At 59.9% G+C, this 18,321-nt stretch carries 22 protein-coding genes; 13 read left to right on the top strand and 9 right to left on the bottom strand.

Annotated elements, in window-relative coordinates:
- Positions 1–4: 4 nt before the first annotated feature.
- Genes lptB through GDV60_RS22575 form a run of 5 tightly spaced genes read right to left on the bottom strand, consistent with a single transcriptional unit; the run spans position 5 to position 3,330 of the window.
- Positions 5–730, bottom strand: a complete 726-nt coding sequence (lptB, locus tag GDV60_RS22595) for an LPS export ABC transporter ATP-binding protein (RefSeq protein WP_029291791.1) — start codon at positions 728–730, stop codon at positions 5–7.
- A complete protein-coding gene (lptA, locus tag GDV60_RS22590) occupies positions 730–1,263 on the bottom strand; it encodes a lipopolysaccharide transport periplasmic protein LptA (protein WP_159908807.1) in 534 nt (177 codons plus the stop codon). Before lptA ends, lptB begins: the two co-directional genes overlap by 1 nt.
- On the bottom strand, positions 1,250–1,822 hold the full coding sequence (lptC, locus tag GDV60_RS22585; protein WP_029291788.1) for an LPS export ABC transporter periplasmic protein LptC: 573 nt from the start codon (positions 1,820–1,822) through the stop codon (positions 1,250–1,252). The genes lptA and lptC overlap by 14 nt, the downstream gene beginning before the upstream one ends.
- An 8-nt stretch (positions 1,823–1,830) precedes the next feature.
- Positions 1,831–2,355, bottom strand: coding sequence for an HAD family hydrolase (locus GDV60_RS22580; protein WP_029291786.1), 525 nt, complete (start codon positions 2,353–2,355; stop codon positions 1,831–1,833).
- Entirely contained in the window at positions 2,356–3,330 is a 975-nt protein-coding gene (locus GDV60_RS22575) for a KpsF/GutQ family sugar-phosphate isomerase (protein WP_159908805.1), read from the bottom strand. It lies immediately after the preceding gene.
- Between the two features lie 287 nt (positions 3,331–3,617).
- Between GDV60_RS22575 and GDV60_RS22570 the strand changes: the two genes are divergently transcribed.
- The 10 genes from GDV60_RS22570 to hisC all read left to right on the top strand — a co-directional run bounded on the left by GDV60_RS22570 (position 3,618) and on the right by hisC (position 11,677).
- Positions 3,618–4,427, top strand: coding sequence for an ATP-binding cassette domain-containing protein (locus GDV60_RS22570; RefSeq protein ID WP_029291781.1), 810 nt, complete (start codon positions 3,618–3,620; stop codon positions 4,425–4,427).
- The gene (gene mlaE / locus GDV60_RS22565) at positions 4,427–5,224 is read left to right on the top strand and encodes a lipid asymmetry maintenance ABC transporter permease subunit MlaE (protein ID WP_029291779.1); all 798 of its coding nucleotides are present in this window, start codon (positions 4,427–4,429) and stop codon (positions 5,222–5,224) included. The genes GDV60_RS22570 and mlaE overlap by 1 nt, the downstream gene beginning before the upstream one ends.
- A complete protein-coding gene (gene mlaD, locus GDV60_RS22560; RefSeq protein ID WP_029291777.1) occupies positions 5,224–5,691 on the top strand; it encodes an outer membrane lipid asymmetry maintenance protein MlaD in 468 nt (155 codons plus the stop codon). Before mlaE ends, mlaD begins: the two co-directional genes overlap by 1 nt.
- Before the next feature lie 11 nt (positions 5,692–5,702).
- On the top strand, positions 5,703–6,356 hold the full coding sequence (locus GDV60_RS22555) for a phospholipid-binding protein MlaC (RefSeq protein WP_159908803.1): 654 nt from the start codon (positions 5,703–5,705) through the stop codon (positions 6,354–6,356).
- Positions 6,353–6,658 (top strand): lipid asymmetry maintenance protein MlaB, encoded by a 306-nt coding sequence (locus GDV60_RS22550; protein ID WP_029291773.1) that lies wholly within the window; start codon positions 6,353–6,355, stop codon positions 6,656–6,658. The genes GDV60_RS22555 and GDV60_RS22550 overlap by 4 nt, the downstream gene beginning before the upstream one ends.
- Before the next feature lie 114 nt (positions 6,659–6,772).
- Positions 6,773–7,012: a BolA family protein gene (locus GDV60_RS22545; RefSeq protein ID WP_010567702.1), complete on the top strand. Its 240-nt coding sequence runs from the start codon at positions 6,773–6,775 to the stop codon at positions 7,010–7,012.
- 23 nt (positions 7,013–7,035) lie between these two features.
- The gene (gene murA, locus GDV60_RS22540; RefSeq protein WP_029291769.1) at positions 7,036–8,301 is read left to right on the top strand and encodes a UDP-N-acetylglucosamine 1-carboxyvinyltransferase; all 1,266 of its coding nucleotides are present in this window, start codon (positions 7,036–7,038) and stop codon (positions 8,299–8,301) included.
- Positions 8,302–8,541: 240 nt separating this feature from the next.
- The gene (gene hisG, locus GDV60_RS22535) at positions 8,542–9,177 is read left to right on the top strand and encodes an ATP phosphoribosyltransferase (RefSeq protein WP_003188599.1); all 636 of its coding nucleotides are present in this window, start codon (positions 8,542–8,544) and stop codon (positions 9,175–9,177) included.
- 127 nt (positions 9,178–9,304) lie between these two features.
- Positions 9,305–10,621 (top strand): histidinol dehydrogenase, encoded by a 1,317-nt coding sequence (hisD, locus tag GDV60_RS22530; protein ID WP_029291757.1) that lies wholly within the window; start codon positions 9,305–9,307, stop codon positions 10,619–10,621.
- A gap of 3 nt (positions 10,622–10,624) precedes the next feature.
- Positions 10,625–11,677 (top strand): histidinol-phosphate transaminase, encoded by a 1,053-nt coding sequence (hisC, locus tag GDV60_RS22525; RefSeq protein ID WP_159908801.1) that lies wholly within the window; start codon positions 10,625–10,627, stop codon positions 11,675–11,677.
- Between the two features lie 369 nt (positions 11,678–12,046).
- Here the strand turns inward: hisC and GDV60_RS22520 are convergent, their stop codons facing one another.
- On the bottom strand, positions 12,047–13,321 hold the full coding sequence (locus GDV60_RS22520; RefSeq protein WP_029291753.1) for a uracil-xanthine permease family protein: 1,275 nt from the start codon (positions 13,319–13,321) through the stop codon (positions 12,047–12,049).
- Between the two features lie 2 nt (positions 13,322–13,323).
- Positions 13,324–13,962: a uracil phosphoribosyltransferase gene (gene upp, locus GDV60_RS22515; RefSeq protein WP_029291751.1), complete on the bottom strand. Its 639-nt coding sequence runs from the start codon at positions 13,960–13,962 to the stop codon at positions 13,324–13,326.
- Positions 13,963–14,125: 163 nt separating this feature from the next.
- Here upp and GDV60_RS22510 point away from each other — a divergent pair, with 163 nt between their 5' ends.
- The 3 genes from GDV60_RS22510 (at position 14,126) to GDV60_RS22500 (ending at position 15,544) form a co-directional block, all read left to right on the top strand.
- Positions 14,126–14,683, top strand: coding sequence for a hypoxanthine-guanine phosphoribosyltransferase (locus tag GDV60_RS22510; RefSeq protein ID WP_029291749.1), 558 nt, complete (start codon positions 14,126–14,128; stop codon positions 14,681–14,683).
- A 3-nt stretch (positions 14,684–14,686) separates the two neighbouring features.
- Entirely contained in the window at positions 14,687–15,154 is a 468-nt protein-coding gene (locus tag GDV60_RS22505; RefSeq protein WP_029291746.1) for a WbuC family cupin fold metalloprotein, read from the top strand.
- A 102-nt stretch (positions 15,155–15,256) separates the two neighbouring features.
- Positions 15,257–15,544 carry a PA4642 family protein gene (locus tag GDV60_RS22500; RefSeq protein ID WP_070994097.1) on the top strand — a complete coding sequence of 96 codons (288 nt, stop codon included), beginning with the start codon at positions 15,257–15,259 and terminating at the stop codon, positions 15,542–15,544.
- 132 nt (positions 15,545–15,676) lie between these two features.
- Here the strand turns inward: GDV60_RS22500 and mqo are convergent, their stop codons facing one another.
- Both mqo and GDV60_RS22490 read right to left on the bottom strand, forming a co-directional pair.
- Positions 15,677–17,203: a malate dehydrogenase (quinone) gene (gene mqo, locus GDV60_RS22495; RefSeq protein ID WP_029291742.1), complete on the bottom strand. Its 1,527-nt coding sequence runs from the start codon at positions 17,201–17,203 to the stop codon at positions 15,677–15,679.
- 733 nt (positions 17,204–17,936) lie between these two features.
- Positions 17,937–18,173 (bottom strand): hypothetical protein, encoded by a 237-nt coding sequence (locus GDV60_RS22490; protein WP_092238243.1) that lies wholly within the window; start codon positions 18,171–18,173, stop codon positions 17,937–17,939.
- Between the last annotated feature and the right edge of the window lie 148 nt (positions 18,174–18,321).

Here is an 18,321-nt window from a genome sequence, read left to right as displayed (position 1 = left end):
GTGGTTACAGGCGGAACTCGTGCCCCAGATACACTTCCTTGACCAGTTCGTTGGCCAGGATGGTGGCGGAGTCGCCTTCGGCAATCAGTTGGCCGTCGTTTACGATGTAGGCGGTTTCACAGATATCCAGGGTCTCACGCACGTTGTGGTCGGTGATCAGCACGCCGATCCCCTTGGCCTTGAGGTGATGGATGATCTGCTTGATGTCGCCTACCGAAATCGGGTCGACACCGGCGAAGGGTTCGTCCAGCAGGATGAACTTCGGTGCAGTGGCCAGGGCGCGGGCGATTTCCACGCGACGACGTTCGCCGCCGGACAGGCTCATGCCGAGGTTGTCGCGAATGTGGTTGATGTGGAACTCCTGCAGCAGGCTTTCCAGCTCCTGGCGGCGCCCATCGCGATCCAGTTCCTTGCGGGTCTCAAGGATCGCCATGATGTTGTCGGACACTGACAGTTTGCGGAAGATCGACGCCTCCTGGGGGAGATAGCCGATACCGGCCCGTGCACGACCGTGCATTGGCTGGTGGCTCACGTCCAGGTCATCGATCAATACACGGCCCTGGTCTGCCTGGACCAGGCCGACAATCATGTAGAAACAGGTGGTCTTGCCGGCACCGTTGGGGCCAAGCAGGCCGACGATCTGGCCGCTGTCGATCGACAGGCTGACGTCGCGCACGACCTGACGGCTTTTATAGGCCTTGGCCAGATGCTGGGCTTTCAGGGTTGCCATTACTGGGCCTTCTTCTTCGGCTGGATAACCATGTCAATGCGCGGACGTGGCGCGGTGACCTTGGTGCCATTGGCGCGGCCAGCAGTGGCGATCTGCTTGACGGTGTCGTAGACGATTTTCTCGCCTTCGGTCGAGTTGCCGTCGCTGCTGATCACTTTGGCGCGGTCAGTCAGTACGATTCGGTTCTGCGGCGCGTGGTACTGGATGGTTACGCCGTAGCCTTTGATCGGGCCTGGATCGGCGGCGTTTTGCTTCTGTTCGAAATAGGCAAGGTTGCCCACCGAGGTCACGACGTCGATGTCGCCGGCCGGGGTGCGGGTCAGGGTGACGGTATTGCCGGTAATCTTCATCGAACCTTGAGTGATGATTACGTCGCCCTTGTAGGTCGCGATACCTTGCTTGTCATCCAGTTGCGCATCGTCAGCCTGAATATGGATCGGTTGCTGGCTATCGTTCGGCAGAGCCCAGGCGCTCACGCTTCCCAGTGCTGCGCCCAGACCGAGCAAAATAGGGAGGGTTTTAACGAGCCTCATACTGTCCTCTTACGTTCGATAGCAGGTGTATCCTGCTTTCTTTCAAATACGCTTTCATTCCCTTGCCAGTCGATACACCGCCAGCGCCGTCGATTCTAACGTCTTGCTCGGTCTGCGCATATTGCTTCTGTGGGAATACGGTCATGCGACTGCTGGTAATGATGGTGTCGCGGTTCTGGGCGTCAGTACGCGCAACGCGCACCGAATCGATCAGTTCCACTTCGGTACCGTCCGGGTTGACCTCGCCACGCTTGCTGGTGACGTGCCACGGGAATTCGGTGCCGCGATACAGATTCAGGTCCGGATTGGTCAGCAATGTGACCTCTGAAGCCTTCAAGTGTTCGACCTTGTCCGACGTCATTTCGTACTGCACCTTGCCGTCAGGCAGGAACTGCACGCTGTAGGCGTTGGTGGCGTAATAGTCGATGGCGCCCTGGTCGGCCTGCACGACAGGCTGATCGAGGAAGCGCTCCGGGCTGATATTCCAGTAGCCCACCGCGAGGAACAGTGCGGCAATGGCTCCGAATATCAGGAAGTTGCGAATCTTTTTGCTCAGCATAGAAGGCTCTATAGGTAGGCGGCGTGGGCCGCTTCAAGGCTGCCCTGGGCGCGCAGGATCAGCTCGCAGAACTCGCGGGCGGCACCTTCGCCGCCACGGGCCTGGGTAATGCCGTGGGCGTGTTCGCGAACAAACGATGCGGCATTGGCCACGGCCATGCCCAGGCCCACGCGCCGGATCACCGGCAGGTCAGGCAAGTCATCGCCCAGATAGGCGACTTGCTCATAGCTTAGGTTGAGTTTGCCAAGAAGCTCATCCAGAACCACCAGTTTATCCTCGCGGCCCTGGTAGAGGTAAGGAATCCCCAGGTTTTGTGCGCGGCGTTCCACGACCGGGGTCTTGCGACCACTGATAATCGCAGTCTGCACGCCAGAGGCCATCAGCATCTTGATGCCCTGGCCGTCCAGCGTATTGAACGTCTTGAATTCGCTGCCATCTTCGAGGAAGTACAGGCGGCCGTCAGTCAGTACGCCATCGACGTCGAAAATCGCCAGCTTGATGGCCTTGCCCCGTTGCAACAGGTCGGTGTTCATTTACATCACTCCTGCGCGCAGCAAATCGTGCATATTCAGGGCGCCAATCGGATGATCGGCATCGTCGACCACCACCAGGGCGCCGACTTTGTGGTCTTCCATGATCTTCAGGGCTTCGGCGGCGAGCATTTCGGCGCGGGCGGTCTTGCCATGAGGGGTCATGACCTGATCGATGGTCGCGGTATGGATATCAATGGCGCGATCCAGGGTGCGGCGCAGGTCGCCGTCGGTGAAAACCCCGGCCAGGCGGCCGTCGGCCTCCAGAATCACGGTCATGCCCAGGCCCTTGCGGGTCATTTCCATCAGCGCGTCCTTAAGCAGGGTGCCGCGCTGTACCTGGGGCAGTTCGTCCCCGGCATGCATCACATTTTCCACTTTCAGCAACAGGCGACGGCCAAGGGCGCCACCTGGGTGGGAAAAAGCGAAGTCTTCGGCGGTAAAGCCGCGGGCTTCCAGCAGGGCCACGGCCAGCGCGTCGCCCATGACCAGGGCGGCGGTGGTGGACGAGGTCGGTGCCAGGTTGAGCGGGCAGGCCTCGTGCGCCACATGCACATTCAGGTTCACTTCGGCGGCCTTGGCCAGCGTCGAGTCCGGGTTGCCGGTCATGCTGATCAGCTTGATGCCCAGGCGTTTGATCAGCGGCAGCAGGGTCACGATTTCGTTGGTGGTGCCGGAGTTGGACAGGGCCACAATCACGTCATCACGGGTAATCATGCCCATGTCGCCATGGCTGGCTTCGGCCGGGTGCACGAAAAACGCCGTGGTGCCGGTGCTGGCCAGGGTGGCGGCAATCTTGTTGCCGACATGGCCAGACTTGCCCATGCCGACCACGACAACCCGGCCTTTGCTGGCCAGGATCATCTCGCAGGCGCGTACGAAATCTGCGTCGATATGGGCCAGCAAGCCTTCTACGGCTTCAAGCTCGAGGCGGATGGTGCGTTGTGCGGATTGAATAAGGTCGCTGGATTGGCTCATGTCTGAAATCGTATAGCCTGACGAAAAGTCGGCGATTATAGCGGTAATGAACAATTCCCTCACGCAAGTTCGTCAGGGTTTGTTCGCCTCGGATGTGAGAACACTCTCAAATACGCGTTTACCTGTCATGTTTCTGAACAAGCGCTGCTGCGGCCTTGGGCGCTTTATGTCAGCAGTGATATAGTTCGCCGCCAGTTCGGTCCGCGCAGCTCACATGTGTCTAACTGTCGCAAGCAGTTGTCCCAAACGTGGTGTCTGAGTGAGAAGCTGCATCCCAAGGAGTTTAGATGAGTGCCGATAACGCCTACGCGGTCGAGCTGAAGGGCCTTTCCTTCAAGCGCGGTACGCGCAGCATCTTCAATAATGTCGATATTCGCATTCCCCGCGGCAAGGTGACGGGCATCATGGGGCCGTCCGGTTGCGGCAAGACGACCCTGCTGCGCCTGATGGGCATGCAGCTGCGTCCCACTGCCGGCGAAGTCTGGGTCAATGGCCAGAACCTGCCGACCCTGTCGCGCAGCGACCTGTTCGATGCGCGCAAGCACATGGGGGTGCTGTTCCAGAGCGGTGCTCTGTTCACCGATCTTGATGTTTTCGAAAACGTCGCGTTCCCGCTGCGGGTGCATACCCAGCTGTCCGAAGAAATGATTCGTGACATCGTGCTGTTGAAACTGCAGGCCGTGGGGCTTCGCGGTGCCATCGACTTGATGCCTGACGAGCTTTCCGGCGGTATGAAACGACGTGTAGCCCTGGCACGGGCGATTGCTCTCGACCCGCAGATCCTGATGTATGACGAGCCGTTTGTCGGTCAGGACCCTATCGCCATGGGCGTACTGGTGCGCCTGATCCGCCTGCTCAACGATGCGCTGGGCATCACCAGCATCGTGGTTTCCCATGACCTGGCCGAAACCGCGAGCATCGCCGACTATCTCTATGTCGTCGGCGATGGCCAGGTATTGGGGCAGGGCACGCCTGAAGAGCTGATGAATGCTGATAACCCGCGCATCCGCCAATTCATGACCGGCGATCCTGATGGCCCGGTGCCTTTTCATTTTCCGGCAGCGGACTACCGCTCAGATCTTCTGGGGAAGCGCTGATGCGCAAGACATCTTTAATCGAGAAGGTTCGCCTTTTCGGTCGCTCGGGCATCGACATCGTCGAAGTGCTCGGGCGTTCGACGATTTTCCTGTTTCACGCCTTGCTTGGCCGCGGCGGCATCGGCGGCGGTTTTGGCTTGCTGCTCAAGCAGTTGCATTCGGTTGGCGTGATGTCCCTGGTGATCATCGTGGTCTCCGGGGTGTTCATCGGCATGGTACTGGCGTTGCAGGGGTTCAATATCCTGTCCAGCTACGGTTCAGAGCAGGCGGTGGGGCAGATGGTTGCGCTGACGCTACTGCGTGAACTGGGGCCGGTAGTCACGGCATTGCTGTTTGCCGGGCGCGCCGGTTCTGCCTTGACCGCCGAGATCGGTAATATGAAGGCCACCGAGCAGCTGTCCAGCCTGGAAATGATCGGCGTGGACCCGCTCAAGTACATTGTTGCCCCGCGCCTGTGGGCCGGCTTCATCTCCTTGCCACTGCTGGCGATGATTTTCAGCGTGGTCGGGATCTGGGGCGGTTCCTGGGTGGCGGTGGATTGGCTGGGAGTCTACGACGGCTCCTACTGGGCCAATATGCAAAACAGCGTGACCTTCAGCGGTGACGTGCTCAATGGCATTATCAAGAGCATCGTCTTCGCCTTTGTCGTGACTTGGATCGCCGTATTCCAAGGCTATGACTGTGAGCCCACTTCAGAAGGGATCAGTCGAGCCACCACCAAGACCGTTGTGTACGCCTCGCTGGCGGTACTGGGCCTTGACTTCATTTTGACCGCCTTGATGTTTGGAGATTTCTGATGCAAAACCGCACTGTGGAAATCGGTGTCGGCCTTTTCTTGCTGGCTGGCATCCTGGCTTTACTGTTGCTCGCCCTGCGAGTCAGCGGCTTGTCGGCCAGCCCGGCCGCCGATACCTATAAACTTTACGCCTACTTCGACAATATCGCCGGTTTGACGGTCAGAGCTAAAGTGACCATGGCCGGTGTGACCATCGGCAAGGTCACGGCAATCGATCTGGACCGCGACAGCTTCACCGGCCGAGTGACCCTGCAACTGGACAAGAAGGTAGATAACCTGCCGACTGACTCCACGGCGTCTATCCTCACGGCGGGTCTGCTGGGCGAAAAGTACATCGGTATCAGCGTGGGCGGGGAAGAAGCCTTGCTCAAGGATGGTTCGACCATTCATGACACACAGTCGTCGCTGGTATTGGAGGACCTGATCGGTAAATTCCTGCTTAATACGGTTAGTAAAGACGCCAAATGAGGAGTTTGTTCATGATCTCTACCTTGCGACGTGGCCTGTTGGTGCTGTTGGCAGCCTTGCCATTGATGGCTAACGCCGTGGCGGCGCCGTCGGCGCACGACATTATTGATAGAACCACCAAGGAGTTGCTGGCTGACCTTGCGGCAAACAAGGAACAGTACAAGCAGAGCCCAAGCGCGTTCTACGATGCCCTCAACGGGATTGTGGGGCCAGTGGTCGACGCTGATGGCATCTCCCGCAGCATCATGACCGTCAAGTACTCGCGCAAGGCTACGCCTGAGCAGATGCAGCGCTTCCAGGAAAACTTCAAGCGCAGCCTGATGCAGTTCTACGGCAACGCCCTGCTGGAATACAACAACCAGGGTATCGTCGTTTCCCCGGCCAAGGATGAGTCCGGTGACCGCACCAGCGTGGATATGCAGGTCAAGGGCAACAATGGCTCGATCTATCCGGTTTCCTACACCCTTGAGAAAATCAACGGTGAGTGGAAAGTGCGCAACGTGATCATCAATGGCATCAACATTGGCAAGCTGTTCCGTGACCAGTTCGCCGATGCCATGCAGCGCAATGGCAACGACCTGGACAAGACCATCAATGGTTGGGCTGGCGAAGTGGCCAAGGCCAAGGAAGTGACCGAAGAAGCCGCAGAGAAGCAGGCCCCATGACCGAGTCGGCTGTTCGTCAAGGCCAGGCCGGCGAGCTGCTCCTCAGCGGCGTGCTCGACTACAGCACCGGGCCGGCCCTGCGCAAGCAGGGCCAGGCGTTGATCAATGCCAGCACCGCGCAGGCATTGGTTATCGATTGCTCGGCGGTGGTGAAGTCCAGCAGTGTTGGCTTGTCATTGCTCCTGTGTTTCCTACGTGACGCCGCAGCGGTCAATAAACCTGTCAGTATTCGCGCATTACCCGAGGATATGCGTGAAATTGCCCAGGTTAGCGGTTTGACCGAGCTGTTGGCGCATCCTTAATACACATTATTGAAGAAGCCCCCCGTCAGAGTCCTGCTATGCGGGGTTCGCAGGCGCGGGGCTTTTTTGTATGATGTGCGACCCGCGCGCACTGGGCGCCGATAGAGGTTGAGCATGCAGGCCCTAGAAGTTAAAAGCTTCCTTGAAGGAAAGCTGCCGAATACTGAGGTTGCAGTTGAAGGCGAAGGCTGCAATTTCCAGCTGAACGTGATTAGCGATGAACTGGCGGCATTGAGCCCGGTCAAGCGTCAGCAGCAGATCTATGCCCATTTGAACCCGTGGATCACCGATGGCAGCATCCATGCGGTCACTATGAAATTTTTCAGCCGCGCGGCCTGGGCCGAGCGCACCTGAGCCCCCAAGGCGTCGAGATTCTTATGGATAAATTGATTATTACCGGCGGTGCCCGTCTTGATGGCGAAATCCGTATCTCCGGGGCTAAAAACTCGGCCTTGCCGATCCTGGCCGCTACCTTGCTGTGCGATGGCCCGGTTACCGTAGCCAACCTGCCACACCTGCACGACATCACCACCATGATCGAGCTGTTCGGTCGCATGGGCATTGAGCCGGTGATCGACGAGAAGCTGTCGGTCGAAATTGACCCGCGCACCATCAAGACCCTGATCGCACCGTACGAATTGGTGAAAACCATGCGTGCCTCGATCCTGGTACTGGGCCCGATGGTTGCCCGTTTCGGCGAAGCCGAAGTGGCACTGCCTGGCGGTTGCGCCATTGGCTCGCGTCCGGTCGACCTGCACATCCGTGGCCTTGAGGCCATGGGCGCGACCATCGACGTCGAAGGCGGCTACATCAAGGCCAAGGCGCCGGAAGGCGGCCTGCGTGGCGCCAACTTCTTCTTTGATACCGTCAGCGTGACCGGTACCGAGAACATCATGATGGCTGCGGCCCTGGCCAATGGCCGTAGTGTCCTGCAGAACGCCGCGCGTGAGCCGGAAGTGGTCGACCTGGCCAACTTCCTGATCGCCATGGGTGCCAACATCACCGGCGCCGGCACCGACACCATCACCATCGACGGTGTGAAGCGCCTGCACTCGGCGACCTACAAAGTGATGCCGGACCGTATCGAGACCGGTACCTACCTGGTTGCTGCTGCCGTCACCGGTGGTCGCGTCAAGGTCAAGGACACCGATCCGACCATCCTTGAAGCGGTCCTGGAAAAGCTGCGCGAAGCGGGTGCCGAAATCACCACCGGCGAAGACTGGATCGAGCTGAACATGCACGGCAAGCGGCCTAAAGCCGTCAACGTGCGTACCGCTCCGTACCCGGCCTTCCCGACCGACATGCAGGCGCAGTTCATCTCCTTGAACGCGATTGCCGAAGGCACCGGTGCGGTGATCGAGACCATTTTCGAAAACCGCTTCATGCACGTGTATGAATTGCACCGCATGGGCGCCAAGATCCAGGTCGAAGGCAACACTGCCATCGTTACCGGTATCGAGCAGCTCAAGGGCGCGCCAGTAATGGCCACCGACCTGCGGGCTTCGGCCAGCCTGGTGATCTCGGCGCTGTGCGCTGATGGCGACACCCTGATCGATCGCATCTACCACATAGACCGTGGCTACGAGTGCATCGAAGAAAAACTGCAGATGCTCGGCGCAAAAATCCGCCGCGTACCGGGCTAGTCCTCGGGGCTGTCAACACCGTCATTGTGGCGAGGGAGCTTGCTCCCGCTGGGGCGCGAAGCGGCCCTGCTCTTTAAGGCCGGGACTGCTGCGCAGTCCAGCGGGAGCAAGCTCCCTCGCCACAGGACGATGTATGCTGTTAGCAGATTTGTTTCAAATCGAGGCTGTCATGGCCTCGATCTGTGTCTGGCGCCGTTTGCGACCGGACAGCAATAGCCTGATGAAGGACTGACGTTTCCCATGTTGACCATCGCACTGTCCAAGGGCCGCATCCTTGACGATACATTGCCGCTTCTGGCTGAAGCGGGCATCGTGCCGACCGAGAATCCGGACAAGAGCCGCAAGCTGATCATCCCCACGACCCAGGACGACGTTCGCCTGTTGATCGTGCGTGCTACCGACGTGCCGACCTATGTTGAACATGGCGCCGCCGACCTCGGTGTCGCCGGTAAGGACGTGCTGATGGAATACGGTGGCCAGGGCCTGTACGAGCCGCTGGACCTGCGTATTGCCCTGTGCAAGCTGATGACCGCCGGCCGTGTCGGTGACGTCGAGCCCAAGGGCCGCCTGCGGGTAGCCACCAAGTTCGTCAACGTCGCCAAGCGTTATTACGCCGAGCAAGGCCGTCAGGTCGATATCATCAAGCTCTACGGCTCGATGGAGCTGGCGCCGCTGATTGGCCTGGCCGACAAGATCATCGACGTGGTCGACACCGGCAACACCCTGCGCGCCAATGGCCTGGAACCCCAGGACTTTATCGCCGACATCAGCTCCCGCCTGATCGTCAACAAAGCTTCGATGAAAATGCAGCACGCCCGTATCCAGGCGTTGATCGACACCCTGCGCAAGGCAGTGGAGTCTCGACACCGCGGTTGACTCACCTGCGCGGCCTTAGGTCGCGCCCGTCTATCCGCCTCATAGCCAGAATTCTCGGGTGCCCAAGCGGAAACGACTGCTAGTTTAGGGCGCCTGAGTTTTTGCCAATTCTATTGAGGCCCTCGCTATGACCACGTCCACTGCAATTGCCCGACTCAACGCTGCCGACCCGGATTTCGCCCATCATCTGGATCATCTGCTGAGCTGGGAAAGTGTGTCCGACGACTCGGTCAACCAGCGGGTTCTCGACATCATCAAGGCTGTGCGCGAGCGCGGCGATGCGGCGCTGGTGGACTTTACCCGGCAGTTCGACGGCCTGGACGTCAAGTCCATGGCCGACCTGATCCTGCCCCGCGAACGCCTGGAGCTGGCCCTGACGCGCATCACTGCGCCCCAGCGTGAAGCCCTGGAAGTCGCGGCAGCGCGGGTGCGCAGCTACCACGAAAAACAGAAACAGGATTCCTGGAGCTACACCGAGGCTGATGGCACGGTGCTGGGGCAGAAAGTCACGCCCCTGGACCGCGCCGGCCTGTACGTGCCGGGTGGCAAGGCTTCTTATCCGTCATCGGTCTTGATGAATGCCATCCCCGCCAAGGTTGCCGGCGTGACAGAAGTGGTCATGGTGGTCCCGACCCCGCGCGGTGAAATCAACGAGCTGGTGCTGGCCGCGGCCTGCATTGCCGGGGTTGATCGTGTGTTCACCATCGGCGGTGCCCAGGCAGTCGCCGCGTTGGCCTACGGCACCGAAAGTGTGCCGAAGGTGGACAAGGTGGTCGGCCCCGGCAATATCTACGTGGCCACCGCCAAACGCCACGTGTTTGGCCAGGTCGGTATCGACATGATTGCCGGCCCGTCGGAAATCCTCGTGGTGTGCGACGGCCAGACCGACCCGGACTGGATCGCCATGGACCTGTTCTCCCAGGCCGAACACGACGAAGACGCCCAGGCGATCCTGGTCAGCCCCGACGCCGAGTTCCTCGACAAGGTGGCGGCCAGCATCAATAAACTGTTGCCGACCATGGAACGTGCCGAGATTATCGAGAAGTCGATCAATGGCCGTGGCGCGCTGATCCTGGTGCAGGACATGGAGCAGGCCATCGAAGTGGCCAATCGCATCGCTCCCGAGCACTTGGAGCTGTCCGTGGCCGACCCACAAGCCTGGCTGCCGTCGATTCGCCACGCCGGGGCGATCTTCATGGGCCGCCACACCAGTGAGGCCCTGGGCGACTACTGCGCGGGTCCCAACCACGTATTGCCAACGTCCGGTACCGCGCGTTTCTCGTCGCCGCTGGGGGTGTATGACTTCCAGAAGCGCTCGTCGATCATCTTCTGCTCGCCCCAGGGCGCTTCCGAGCTGGGCAAGACTGCCTCGGTGCTGGCCCGTGGCGAATCGTTGAGCGCACACGCCCGTAGCGCCGAATACCGCATCGTCAAGGGAGAGTAAGGCATGAGCAAATTCTGGAGCCCCTTCGTCAAGAACCTGGTGCCTTACGTGCCCGGCGAGCAGCCGAAGCTGACCAAGCTGGTCAAGCTCAACACCAACGAAAACCCTTATGGGCCATCGCCCAAGGCGCTGGCAGCCATGCAGGCCGAGCTGAACGACAACCTGCGTTTGTACCCCGACCCCAACAGCGACCTGCTCAAGCAGGCCGTGGCCAAGTATTACGGGGTCGATGCGAGCAAGGTCTTCCTCGGCAATGGTTCCGATGAAGTCCTGGCGCACATCTTCCACGGCCTGTTCCAGCACGACTTGCCGCTGCTGTTTCCGGATATCAGCTACAGCTTTTATCCAGTCTACTGCGGGCTGTACGGCATCAAGTCCGACCCGGTGCCGCTGGACGAGCAGTTCCAGATCCGCGTGGCGGACTACGCCAAGCCCAATGGCGGCATCATCTTCCCCAACCCGAACGCGCCGACCGGCTGCGTGCTGGCGCTGGATGCGGTGGAGCAGTTGCTCAAGGCCAGCCCGGATTCGGTGGTGGTGGTCGATGAGGCCTATATCGACTTCGGTGGCGAAACCGCCATCAGCCTGGTGGACCGTTATCCCAACCTGCTGGTCACCCAGACCCTCTCCAAATCGCGCTCACTGGCCGGTTTGCGCGTAGGCCTGGCGGTGGGCCATCCGGACCTGATAGAAGCGCTGGAGCGGGTCAAGAACAGCTTCAACTCCTATCCGCTGGATCGCCTGGCGATTGTTGGTGCGGCGGCGGCCTTTGAAGATTGTGAATACTTCGAGAAGACCTGCCAGTTGGTCATCGACAGTCGCGAGAAGGTGGTTGCGCAGTTGCAGGGTAAAGGCTTTGAAGTGCTGCCTTCGGCGGCCAACTTCATCTTTGCCCGCCACCCACGGCACGACGCCGCCGGCCTGGCGGCCAAGCTGCGCGAGCAAGGGGTGATCGTGCGGCACTTCAAGCAGGAGCGGATTGCCCAGTTCCTGCGGATCAGCATCGGCACGCCAGAGCAGAACCAGGCGCTGGTCGATGGCTTGGGCGATCTTTAAGGCTTAAACCTGTATTGGCTGCCCTGGCCTCATCGCGGCATAGGTATCTACACAACTTTCAGAAACTGACGAACTCTCCTGTGGCGAGCGGGCTTGCCCCGCGCTGGGCTGCGAAGCAGCCCAAAAAGCCCTCCACGTTTCTTCAGATAAACCGCGACGCCCGGGTTTAGGGCTGCTTCGCAGCCCAGCGCGGGGCAAGCCCGCTCGCCACAACTGCTCTATCTGTCTGGATTTGGGCGTTGCGGCAAAGTTGTGTAGATACCTATGCTCATCGCGGGCCAGCCCGGCTCCCACACACAAATGCATTGCAATGTGGGAACCGGGCTTGCCCGCGATGAGGTCATCAGCAACACCGACAATCCGTAGCCTTTAGAGCAACGGCTCGTCCGGCTTCTTGTGCTTCCAGCCGTCATTGCCCGGCAGCAGCAGGTTCAAGCCAATCGCTACCACCGCACACAGGGCGATGCCCTTGAGGCCGAAATCGTCCGGGCCGGTGCCGGTGCCGATCAGCACACCGCCAATCCCGAATACCAGGGTTACCGACACAATCACCAGATTGCGTGCTTCCCCCAGGTCGATCTGGTGACGGATCAGGGTATTCATCCCCACCGCGGCAATCGAGCCGAACAACAGGCACAGAATCCCGCCCATCACCGGCACCGGAATGCTCTGCAGCAGCGCGCCGAACTTGCCGACAAAGGCCAGGGTGATGGCAAATACCGCCGCCCAGGTCATGATCTTCGGGTTGTAGTTCTTGGTCAGCATCACCGCGCCGGTCACTTCGGCGTAGGTGGTGTTGGGCGGGCCGCCGAACAGGCCGGCAGTGGTGGTGGCGATGCCGTCGCCCAATAGCGTGCGATGCAGGCCGGGCTTTTTCAGGTAATCGCGACCGGTCACGCTACCCACGGCAATCACGCCGCCGATGTGTTCGATAGCGGGTGCCAGGGCCACCGGCACGATAAACAGGATCGCCTGCCAGTTGAATTCCGGCGCGGTGAAGTGGGGCAGGGCGAGCCATGGCGCGGCGGCGATCTTCGCGGTGTCGACCACGCCAAAGTAGAACGACATGCCAAAACCCACCAATACCCCGGCAATGATCGGCACCAGGCGGAAAATGCCCTTGCCGAACACGGCCACGATCAGCGTGGTCAGCAGCGCTGGCATCGAGATCATCATGGCCGTCTGGTAATGGATCAGCTCGGCACCGTCACCACTCTTGCCCATCGCCATATTGGCGGCAATCGGCGCCATGGCCAGGCCAATGGAGATGATCACCGGCCCGATGACCACGGGCGGCAGCAGCCGGTCGATAAAACCGGTGCCCTTGATCTTCACGGCCAGGCCGAGAAAGGTGTAGACAAAGCCCGCTGCCATCACGCCGCCCATGGTCGCCGCGAGGCCGAACTGGCCCTTGGCGAGAATGATCGGGGTGATAAAGGCAAAGCTCGATGCCAGGAACACCGGCACTTGGCGCCCTGTCACGATCTGGAACAACAACGTGCCCAGGCCTGCGGTAAACAGTGCAACGTTTGGATCAAGACCTGTGATCAGTGGCATCAACACCAACGCGCCAAATGCTACGAAGAGCATCTGTGCGCCAGACAGGATCTGGCGCCAAAGCGGGTCGTTGAATTCATCCTGCATGTTCACGCGTCCTTCTGCTTGGTGCCGAAGATTTTATCGCCCGCATCGCCCAGGCCCGGAATGATGTAGCCGTGTTCGTTCAGGCGTTCATCGATGGACGCGGTGTAAATCACCACATCCGGGTGCGCTTTTTCTACGGCGGCGATACCTTCGGGCGCAGCCACCAGCACCATGGCGCGGATGTCCTTGCAGCCGGCTTTCTTCAGCAGGTCGATGGTGGCGACCATGGAACTGCCGGTGGCCAGCATCGGGTCGATGATCATCGCCAGGCGTTCGTCGATTTCCGGGACGAGTTTTTCCAGGTAGGTGTGGGCCTGCAGGGTTTCTTCGTTGCGGGCGACGCCCACAGCGCTGACCTTGGCGCCCGGGATCAGGCTCAGCACGCCTTCGAGCATGCCGATACCGGCGCGCAGGATCGGCACCACGGTAATTTTCTTGCCGGCGATTTTCTCGACCTGGACGGGACCGCACCAACCGGGGATCTCGTAGTTTTCCAGGGGTAAATCTTTCGTGGCTTCGTAGGTGAGCAACGCTCCGACTTCCTGAGCAAGCTCACGGAAGTTCTTCGTGCTAATGTCGGCGCGGCGCATAAGGCCGAGCTTGTGTCGGATCAGCGGGTGGCGGATCTCACGGATGGGCATGGGGAAAGGCTCCGGCGGCGGGCAAAAAAACCGGCCTAGATTAATCTATCCGAGGGTGTTGTCCTATAGACAACCAGTACGTTAGTCCATAAAGGCTTGAACGTTGCGTCCCAGAGGCGTACCTTCGCCCGCTTTTCTTGCCACAGTACCCCTGGAGAGCGCCATGTCCGCTGATCTCGACCATATCCGTCAAATCATGCGCGAGGCTGACTGCCTGTACACCGAAGCACAAGTCGAAGAGGCTATCGCCAAGGTCGGCGCGCACATCACCCGCGAAATGGCCGACACCAACCCGGTGGTGTTCTGTGTGATGAACGGTGGTCTGATTTTCGCCGGCAAATTGCTGACTCATCTGCAATTCCCCCTGGAAGCGTCCTACCTGCACGCCACGCGCTATCGCAATGAAACCAGCGGCGGCGACCTGTTCTGGAAGGCCAAGCCGGAAGTGTCGTTCATCGACCGCGACGTATTGATCATCGACGACATCCTCGACGAGGGTCACACCCTGGGCGCGATCATCGACTTCTGCAAACACGCCGGCGCGCGCAAAGTGCACACCGCGGTGCTGATCGACAAGGACCACGACCGCAAGGCCCGCCCGGACCTGAAGGCCGATTACGTTGGCCTGCCGTGCATCGACCGCTACATTTTCGGTTATGGCATGGACTACAAGGGCTACTGGCGCAATGCCAATGGCATCTTTGCTGTGAAGGGGATGTAAGCCATGGCGCGTTTTCTTGATCAATCGCTGTTTGCCGAATTGGCCGAGAAAGCCGCCGCCAACCCCCGGGGCCGGCAGAACGTCAACTTCCATCAGATGGAAGAGCCGTGCCATCGCATGGCTGTAGGTTTGCAGCCACACACCTACGTGCAACCTCATCGTCACCTCACCGCTGACAAGGCCGAGACCTTGCTGGTGCTCAAGGGGCGCCTGGGCATTCTGATCTTCAGCGAGTCAGGCGAAGTCCTGGAACGGCGCGTCCTGCAGGCGGGTGGCGATTGCCAGGGCGTTGATCTGTCGCCCGGCGTTTTCCACGGCCTGGTGGTGCTTGAGCCCGACTCGGTGATGTTCGAGTGCAAGGCTGGCCCCTATCGCCCGGTGGGCGAAGGCGAACTGGCCACCTGGGCACCCCGGGAAGGCGAAGCCGGTATGGCTGAGTATCATCGCTGGATGCTGGCCCAGTTCGATTGAACACTTGCTGTGTAGCAGCCAGTAAGCCGGCTCCTACACAAGCGTGTGTCCCGCAGGTAGACTTCGTACCCCCGTGTAAATGTCTGCAGGCTGGAGTCGGCAATGCGTAAAGATAAGAAACAAGTGATTGGTGACGAGATCGGCGACGATCAGATCAAGCTGTTCCTGGATTTTGAACCGGTCGACGCCACTTCACCTTCCCTGCACAAACTGATCAAAGCCTATCGCGGCTTGCGCATCGACGATTTCGGGCGTTTCCTGACCTTTTTCAAGGAGGCCGGCCTGGACCTCGATGGCAAGGACGAGCACGGCCAGACCTTCGTCGACCTGATCAAGGACCAGCGCAATGCGGACGAGTACATCGAGTTGATCGACCAAGCTCGCGGCTGATTGTCCAAGACATAAAAAAACGCCCCGCTCTCATCACGAGAGCGGGGCGTTTTTTATCGCTTCTTTGTAGGAGCGAGCTTGCTCGCGAAGGGCCTGAGAGCGCCGCGTTGAATCAAGTACGCTGCGTTATCGTTAACGATTTTCGCGAGCAAGCTCGCTCCCACAGGTTTCGCTGCTTTGCTCAACCAGTTCCAGGCTGATGTTGTTCTGCACGCTGATCTTGCGGTACAGCTCGGCATCGGTCTCCAGGATTTTTTCCCGGGCCGGGAAGATTTCCTGCAGCTTGGCCGCCCACTCGCCGGCCGCCTGTGCCGGGAAGCAGCGTTCGATCAGTTCCAGCATGATTGAAACCGTCACCGAAGCACCTGGGGAGGCGCCCAGCAGCGCAGCCAGCGAACCGTCCTTGGCCGCAACCAGTTCGGTACCAAATTGCAGCACGCCGCCTTTCTTCGGGTCTTTCTTGATGATCTGCACCCGTTGGCCGGCGACTTCCAGGCGCCAGTCCTCGGCTTTGGCCTCGGGGTAGAAGCGGCGCAGGGATTCCAGGCGCTGCTCCATCGATTGCATCACTTCGCTGACCAGGTACTTGGTCAGGTCCATGTTGTCGCGGGCTACGGCCAGCATCGGGCCGATATTGCCGAGGCGGATCGACATGGGCAGGTCAAGGAACGAGCCGAACTTGAGGAACTTGGTAGTAAAGCCTGCGTATGGTCCGAACAGCAGGGATTTCTTGCCCTCCACCACGCGGGTGTCCAGGTGCGGCACCGACATCGGTGGCGAACCCACGGCCGCCTGGCTGTAGACCTTGGCCTGGTGCTGCTTGACCACTTCCGGGTTGTCGCAACGCAGCCACTGGCCGCTGACCGGGAAGCCACCAAAACCTTTGCTTTCTTCGATGCCCGAGGCTTGCAGCAGCGGCAGGGCCGCGCCACCGGCGCCGAGGAACACGAACTTGGCGTCGACATGGCGGGTGTTGCCGCTGTTGACGTCCTTGATGCTCACGGTCCAGCCGGCGCCATTGCGCTTGAGGCCGGTGACGCGCTTGCTGTACTTGACCTGGGCATCTGCCGAGCTGCTCAGGTGCGCCAGCAATTGGTTGGTCAGGGCGCCGAAGTTGACGTCGGTACCGTTCATCACGCGGGTCGCGGCGACTTTTTCGTCAGCGGGGCGGCCGGGCATCATCAGCGGCATCCACTCGGCCATTTCTGCCCGGTCTTCGGTGTAGTGCATGTCCGAGAACGCGTGGTGTTGGCTGAGTGTCTCAAAGCGCTTCTTGAGGAACGACACGCCTTTTTCGCCCTGCACGAAGCTCAAGTGCGGCACCGGGCTGATAAAGGACTTGGACGAGCCAAAGGTGCCTTTTTTGGTCAGGTACGCCCAGAACTGCTTCGACACCTCGAACTGGGTGTTGATGTGCACGGCTTTCTTGATGTCGATGGAGCCATCGCCAGCCTGCGGGGTGTAGTTCAGCTCACACAGCCCTGCGTGACCGGTACCGGCGTTGTTCCACGGGTTGGAACTCTCCGCGGCACCCGAGTCCATCAGCTCAACGACTTCCAGCTTGAGGCCGGGGTCGAGCTCCTTGAGCAGTACGGCGAGGGTGGCACTCATGATGCCCGCACCTACCAGTACTACGTCGACTGCTTCGTTATGCGCCATTTAACGCGTCTCCAAAATCTGCAGCACCAAATTGACGGCATGGCTGCCAGGAGTGACAGGGCGGTTCACGTAATGCCCCAGGTTACCCATGGCCAGGATCGCCATGTCCGATTCTTCGCAATTTTTTTGCAACTTCAGCGGACGCTGCCGACCAGGCCTTATCTGCATATGAACGCATTTCAGGGGCCCTGTGGCAATTCGACTTATGGTCAAGTACGTCCGATCGTGCAACCAAATCCGTAGCGGACAGGCTTCAAGCTCCGGTTTTTGAGGAGTACTCGGTCCTGTGTGGTTGGGCAGTGCCAGACGTTGATGGTGCTTGTACAAACGCAAAACTATTCATTTGCTCGCCACACTCTTGTGAAGTTGTGAAAACCCGTTTTTTTCACGCTCTTTTGAAGACGTGAACCTCAAAAAAGGGCTGCCCCAGTCTGGCACCTGGCCCGAAATCACTGCCGACACGCGGCATAACGGGCAAACAACTCAAGTGGCCGAGCGCAATGGCAGCTCTGGCAGATTCGGTAAAGGCGCAGGTTTGCAGACAAAACAGCCAGCTCACCAGCTTCACTCGATCTGTGTGGGCGGCTCTCTGTGGGCGGTGCGGGGGAGCTAATACCTGGGCATTAGCGATGCTGCGAGGCCCGATCAGGAGACGTCCTTATAATCGGGGGGAGATTGTAGCGAAGAACTGCGGGGAAATGGACGTGTTTTATGACTTTTATTAGCGCTTCGGTCAGGCGGTCAACGGCAGGCGGTGCGATGACCGTGCGCGGCGCGGGCTGACGCGTGCGCGGGCGGGCAGCGGATGGTGCATCCAGCTCAGGCGGATCTCGTCGACTTCGACCCAACCCTCGCCTACGGGCGGCTGGCTGCATTGCTTGAATGCCTGGCAGCGACCTTGCAGGTCGAGCAGGGCAAAGTTGCGACGGACGGGGGTGCGAGCGAAAAAGCGCCAGAGAAGATTGAGCATGGTCGGCCTCCTGATAATGGGGGCAAGCATGCCAGCCCAGCATGACATATCGGTGACATTGAACCGCGGCAGGCGGGCCTGGGTCCGAGGTTGTAACTGGCGCTAGTTCCAGGCGGTGGCGCGCCGCTATACTGCCGGCCTGTCGGTA

The organism is Pseudomonas sp. DTU12.1 (assembly GCF_009873475.1).
In the GTDB taxonomy this organism is placed as follows: domain Bacteria; phylum Pseudomonadota; class Gammaproteobacteria; order Pseudomonadales; family Pseudomonadaceae; genus Aquipseudomonas; species Aquipseudomonas proteolytica.
The sequence above is the reverse complement of the archived record's forward strand: the minus strand, read 5'-3'. Positions and strand labels throughout refer to the sequence as shown.

Bases quoted from the DNA above. Each gene is read 5' to 3' on its own strand.
- lptB (WP_029291791.1), bottom strand. From the start codon at position 730: ATGGCAACCCTGAAAGCCCAGCATCTGGCCAAGGCCTATAAAAGCCGT.
- lptA (WP_159908807.1), bottom strand. From the start codon at position 1,263: ATGAGGCTCGTTAAAACCCTCCCTATTTTGCTCGGTCTGGGCGCAGCA.
- lptC (WP_029291788.1), bottom strand. From the start codon at position 1,822: ATGCTGAGCAAAAAGATTCGCAACTTCCTGATATTCGGAGCCATTGCC.
- GDV60_RS22580 (WP_029291786.1), bottom strand. From the start codon at position 2,355: ATGAACACCGACCTGTTGCAACGGGGCAAGGCCATCAAGCTGGCGATT.
- GDV60_RS22575 (WP_159908805.1), bottom strand. From the start codon at position 3,330: ATGAGCCAATCCAGCGACCTTATTCAATCCGCACAACGCACCATCCGC.
- GDV60_RS22570 (WP_029291781.1), top strand. From the start codon at position 3,618: ATGAGTGCCGATAACGCCTACGCGGTCGAGCTGAAGGGCCTTTCCTTC.
- mlaE (WP_029291779.1), top strand. From the start codon at position 4,427: ATGCGCAAGACATCTTTAATCGAGAAGGTTCGCCTTTTCGGTCGCTCG.
- mlaD (WP_029291777.1), top strand. From the start codon at position 5,224: ATGCAAAACCGCACTGTGGAAATCGGTGTCGGCCTTTTCTTGCTGGCT.
- GDV60_RS22555 (WP_159908803.1), top strand. From the start codon at position 5,703: ATGATCTCTACCTTGCGACGTGGCCTGTTGGTGCTGTTGGCAGCCTTG.
- GDV60_RS22550 (WP_029291773.1), top strand. From the start codon at position 6,353: ATGACCGAGTCGGCTGTTCGTCAAGGCCAGGCCGGCGAGCTGCTCCTC.
- GDV60_RS22545 (WP_010567702.1), top strand. From the start codon at position 6,773: ATGCAGGCCCTAGAAGTTAAAAGCTTCCTTGAAGGAAAGCTGCCGAAT.
- murA (WP_029291769.1), top strand. From the start codon at position 7,036: ATGGATAAATTGATTATTACCGGCGGTGCCCGTCTTGATGGCGAAATC.
- hisG (WP_003188599.1), top strand. From the start codon at position 8,542: ATGTTGACCATCGCACTGTCCAAGGGCCGCATCCTTGACGATACATTG.
- hisD (WP_029291757.1), top strand. From the start codon at position 9,305: ATGACCACGTCCACTGCAATTGCCCGACTCAACGCTGCCGACCCGGAT.
- hisC (WP_159908801.1), top strand. From the start codon at position 10,625: ATGAGCAAATTCTGGAGCCCCTTCGTCAAGAACCTGGTGCCTTACGTG.
- GDV60_RS22520 (WP_029291753.1), bottom strand. From the start codon at position 13,321: ATGCAGGATGAATTCAACGACCCGCTTTGGCGCCAGATCCTGTCTGGC.
- upp (WP_029291751.1), bottom strand. From the start codon at position 13,962: ATGCCCATCCGTGAGATCCGCCACCCGCTGATCCGACACAAGCTCGGC.
- GDV60_RS22510 (WP_029291749.1), top strand. From the start codon at position 14,126: ATGTCCGCTGATCTCGACCATATCCGTCAAATCATGCGCGAGGCTGAC.
- GDV60_RS22505 (WP_029291746.1), top strand. From the start codon at position 14,687: ATGGCGCGTTTTCTTGATCAATCGCTGTTTGCCGAATTGGCCGAGAAA.
- GDV60_RS22500 (WP_070994097.1), top strand. From the start codon at position 15,257: ATGCGTAAAGATAAGAAACAAGTGATTGGTGACGAGATCGGCGACGAT.
- mqo (WP_029291742.1), bottom strand. From the start codon at position 17,203: ATGGCGCATAACGAAGCAGTCGACGTAGTACTGGTAGGTGCGGGCATC.
- GDV60_RS22490 (WP_092238243.1), bottom strand. From the start codon at position 18,173: ATGCTCAATCTTCTCTGGCGCTTTTTCGCTCGCACCCCCGTCCGTCGC.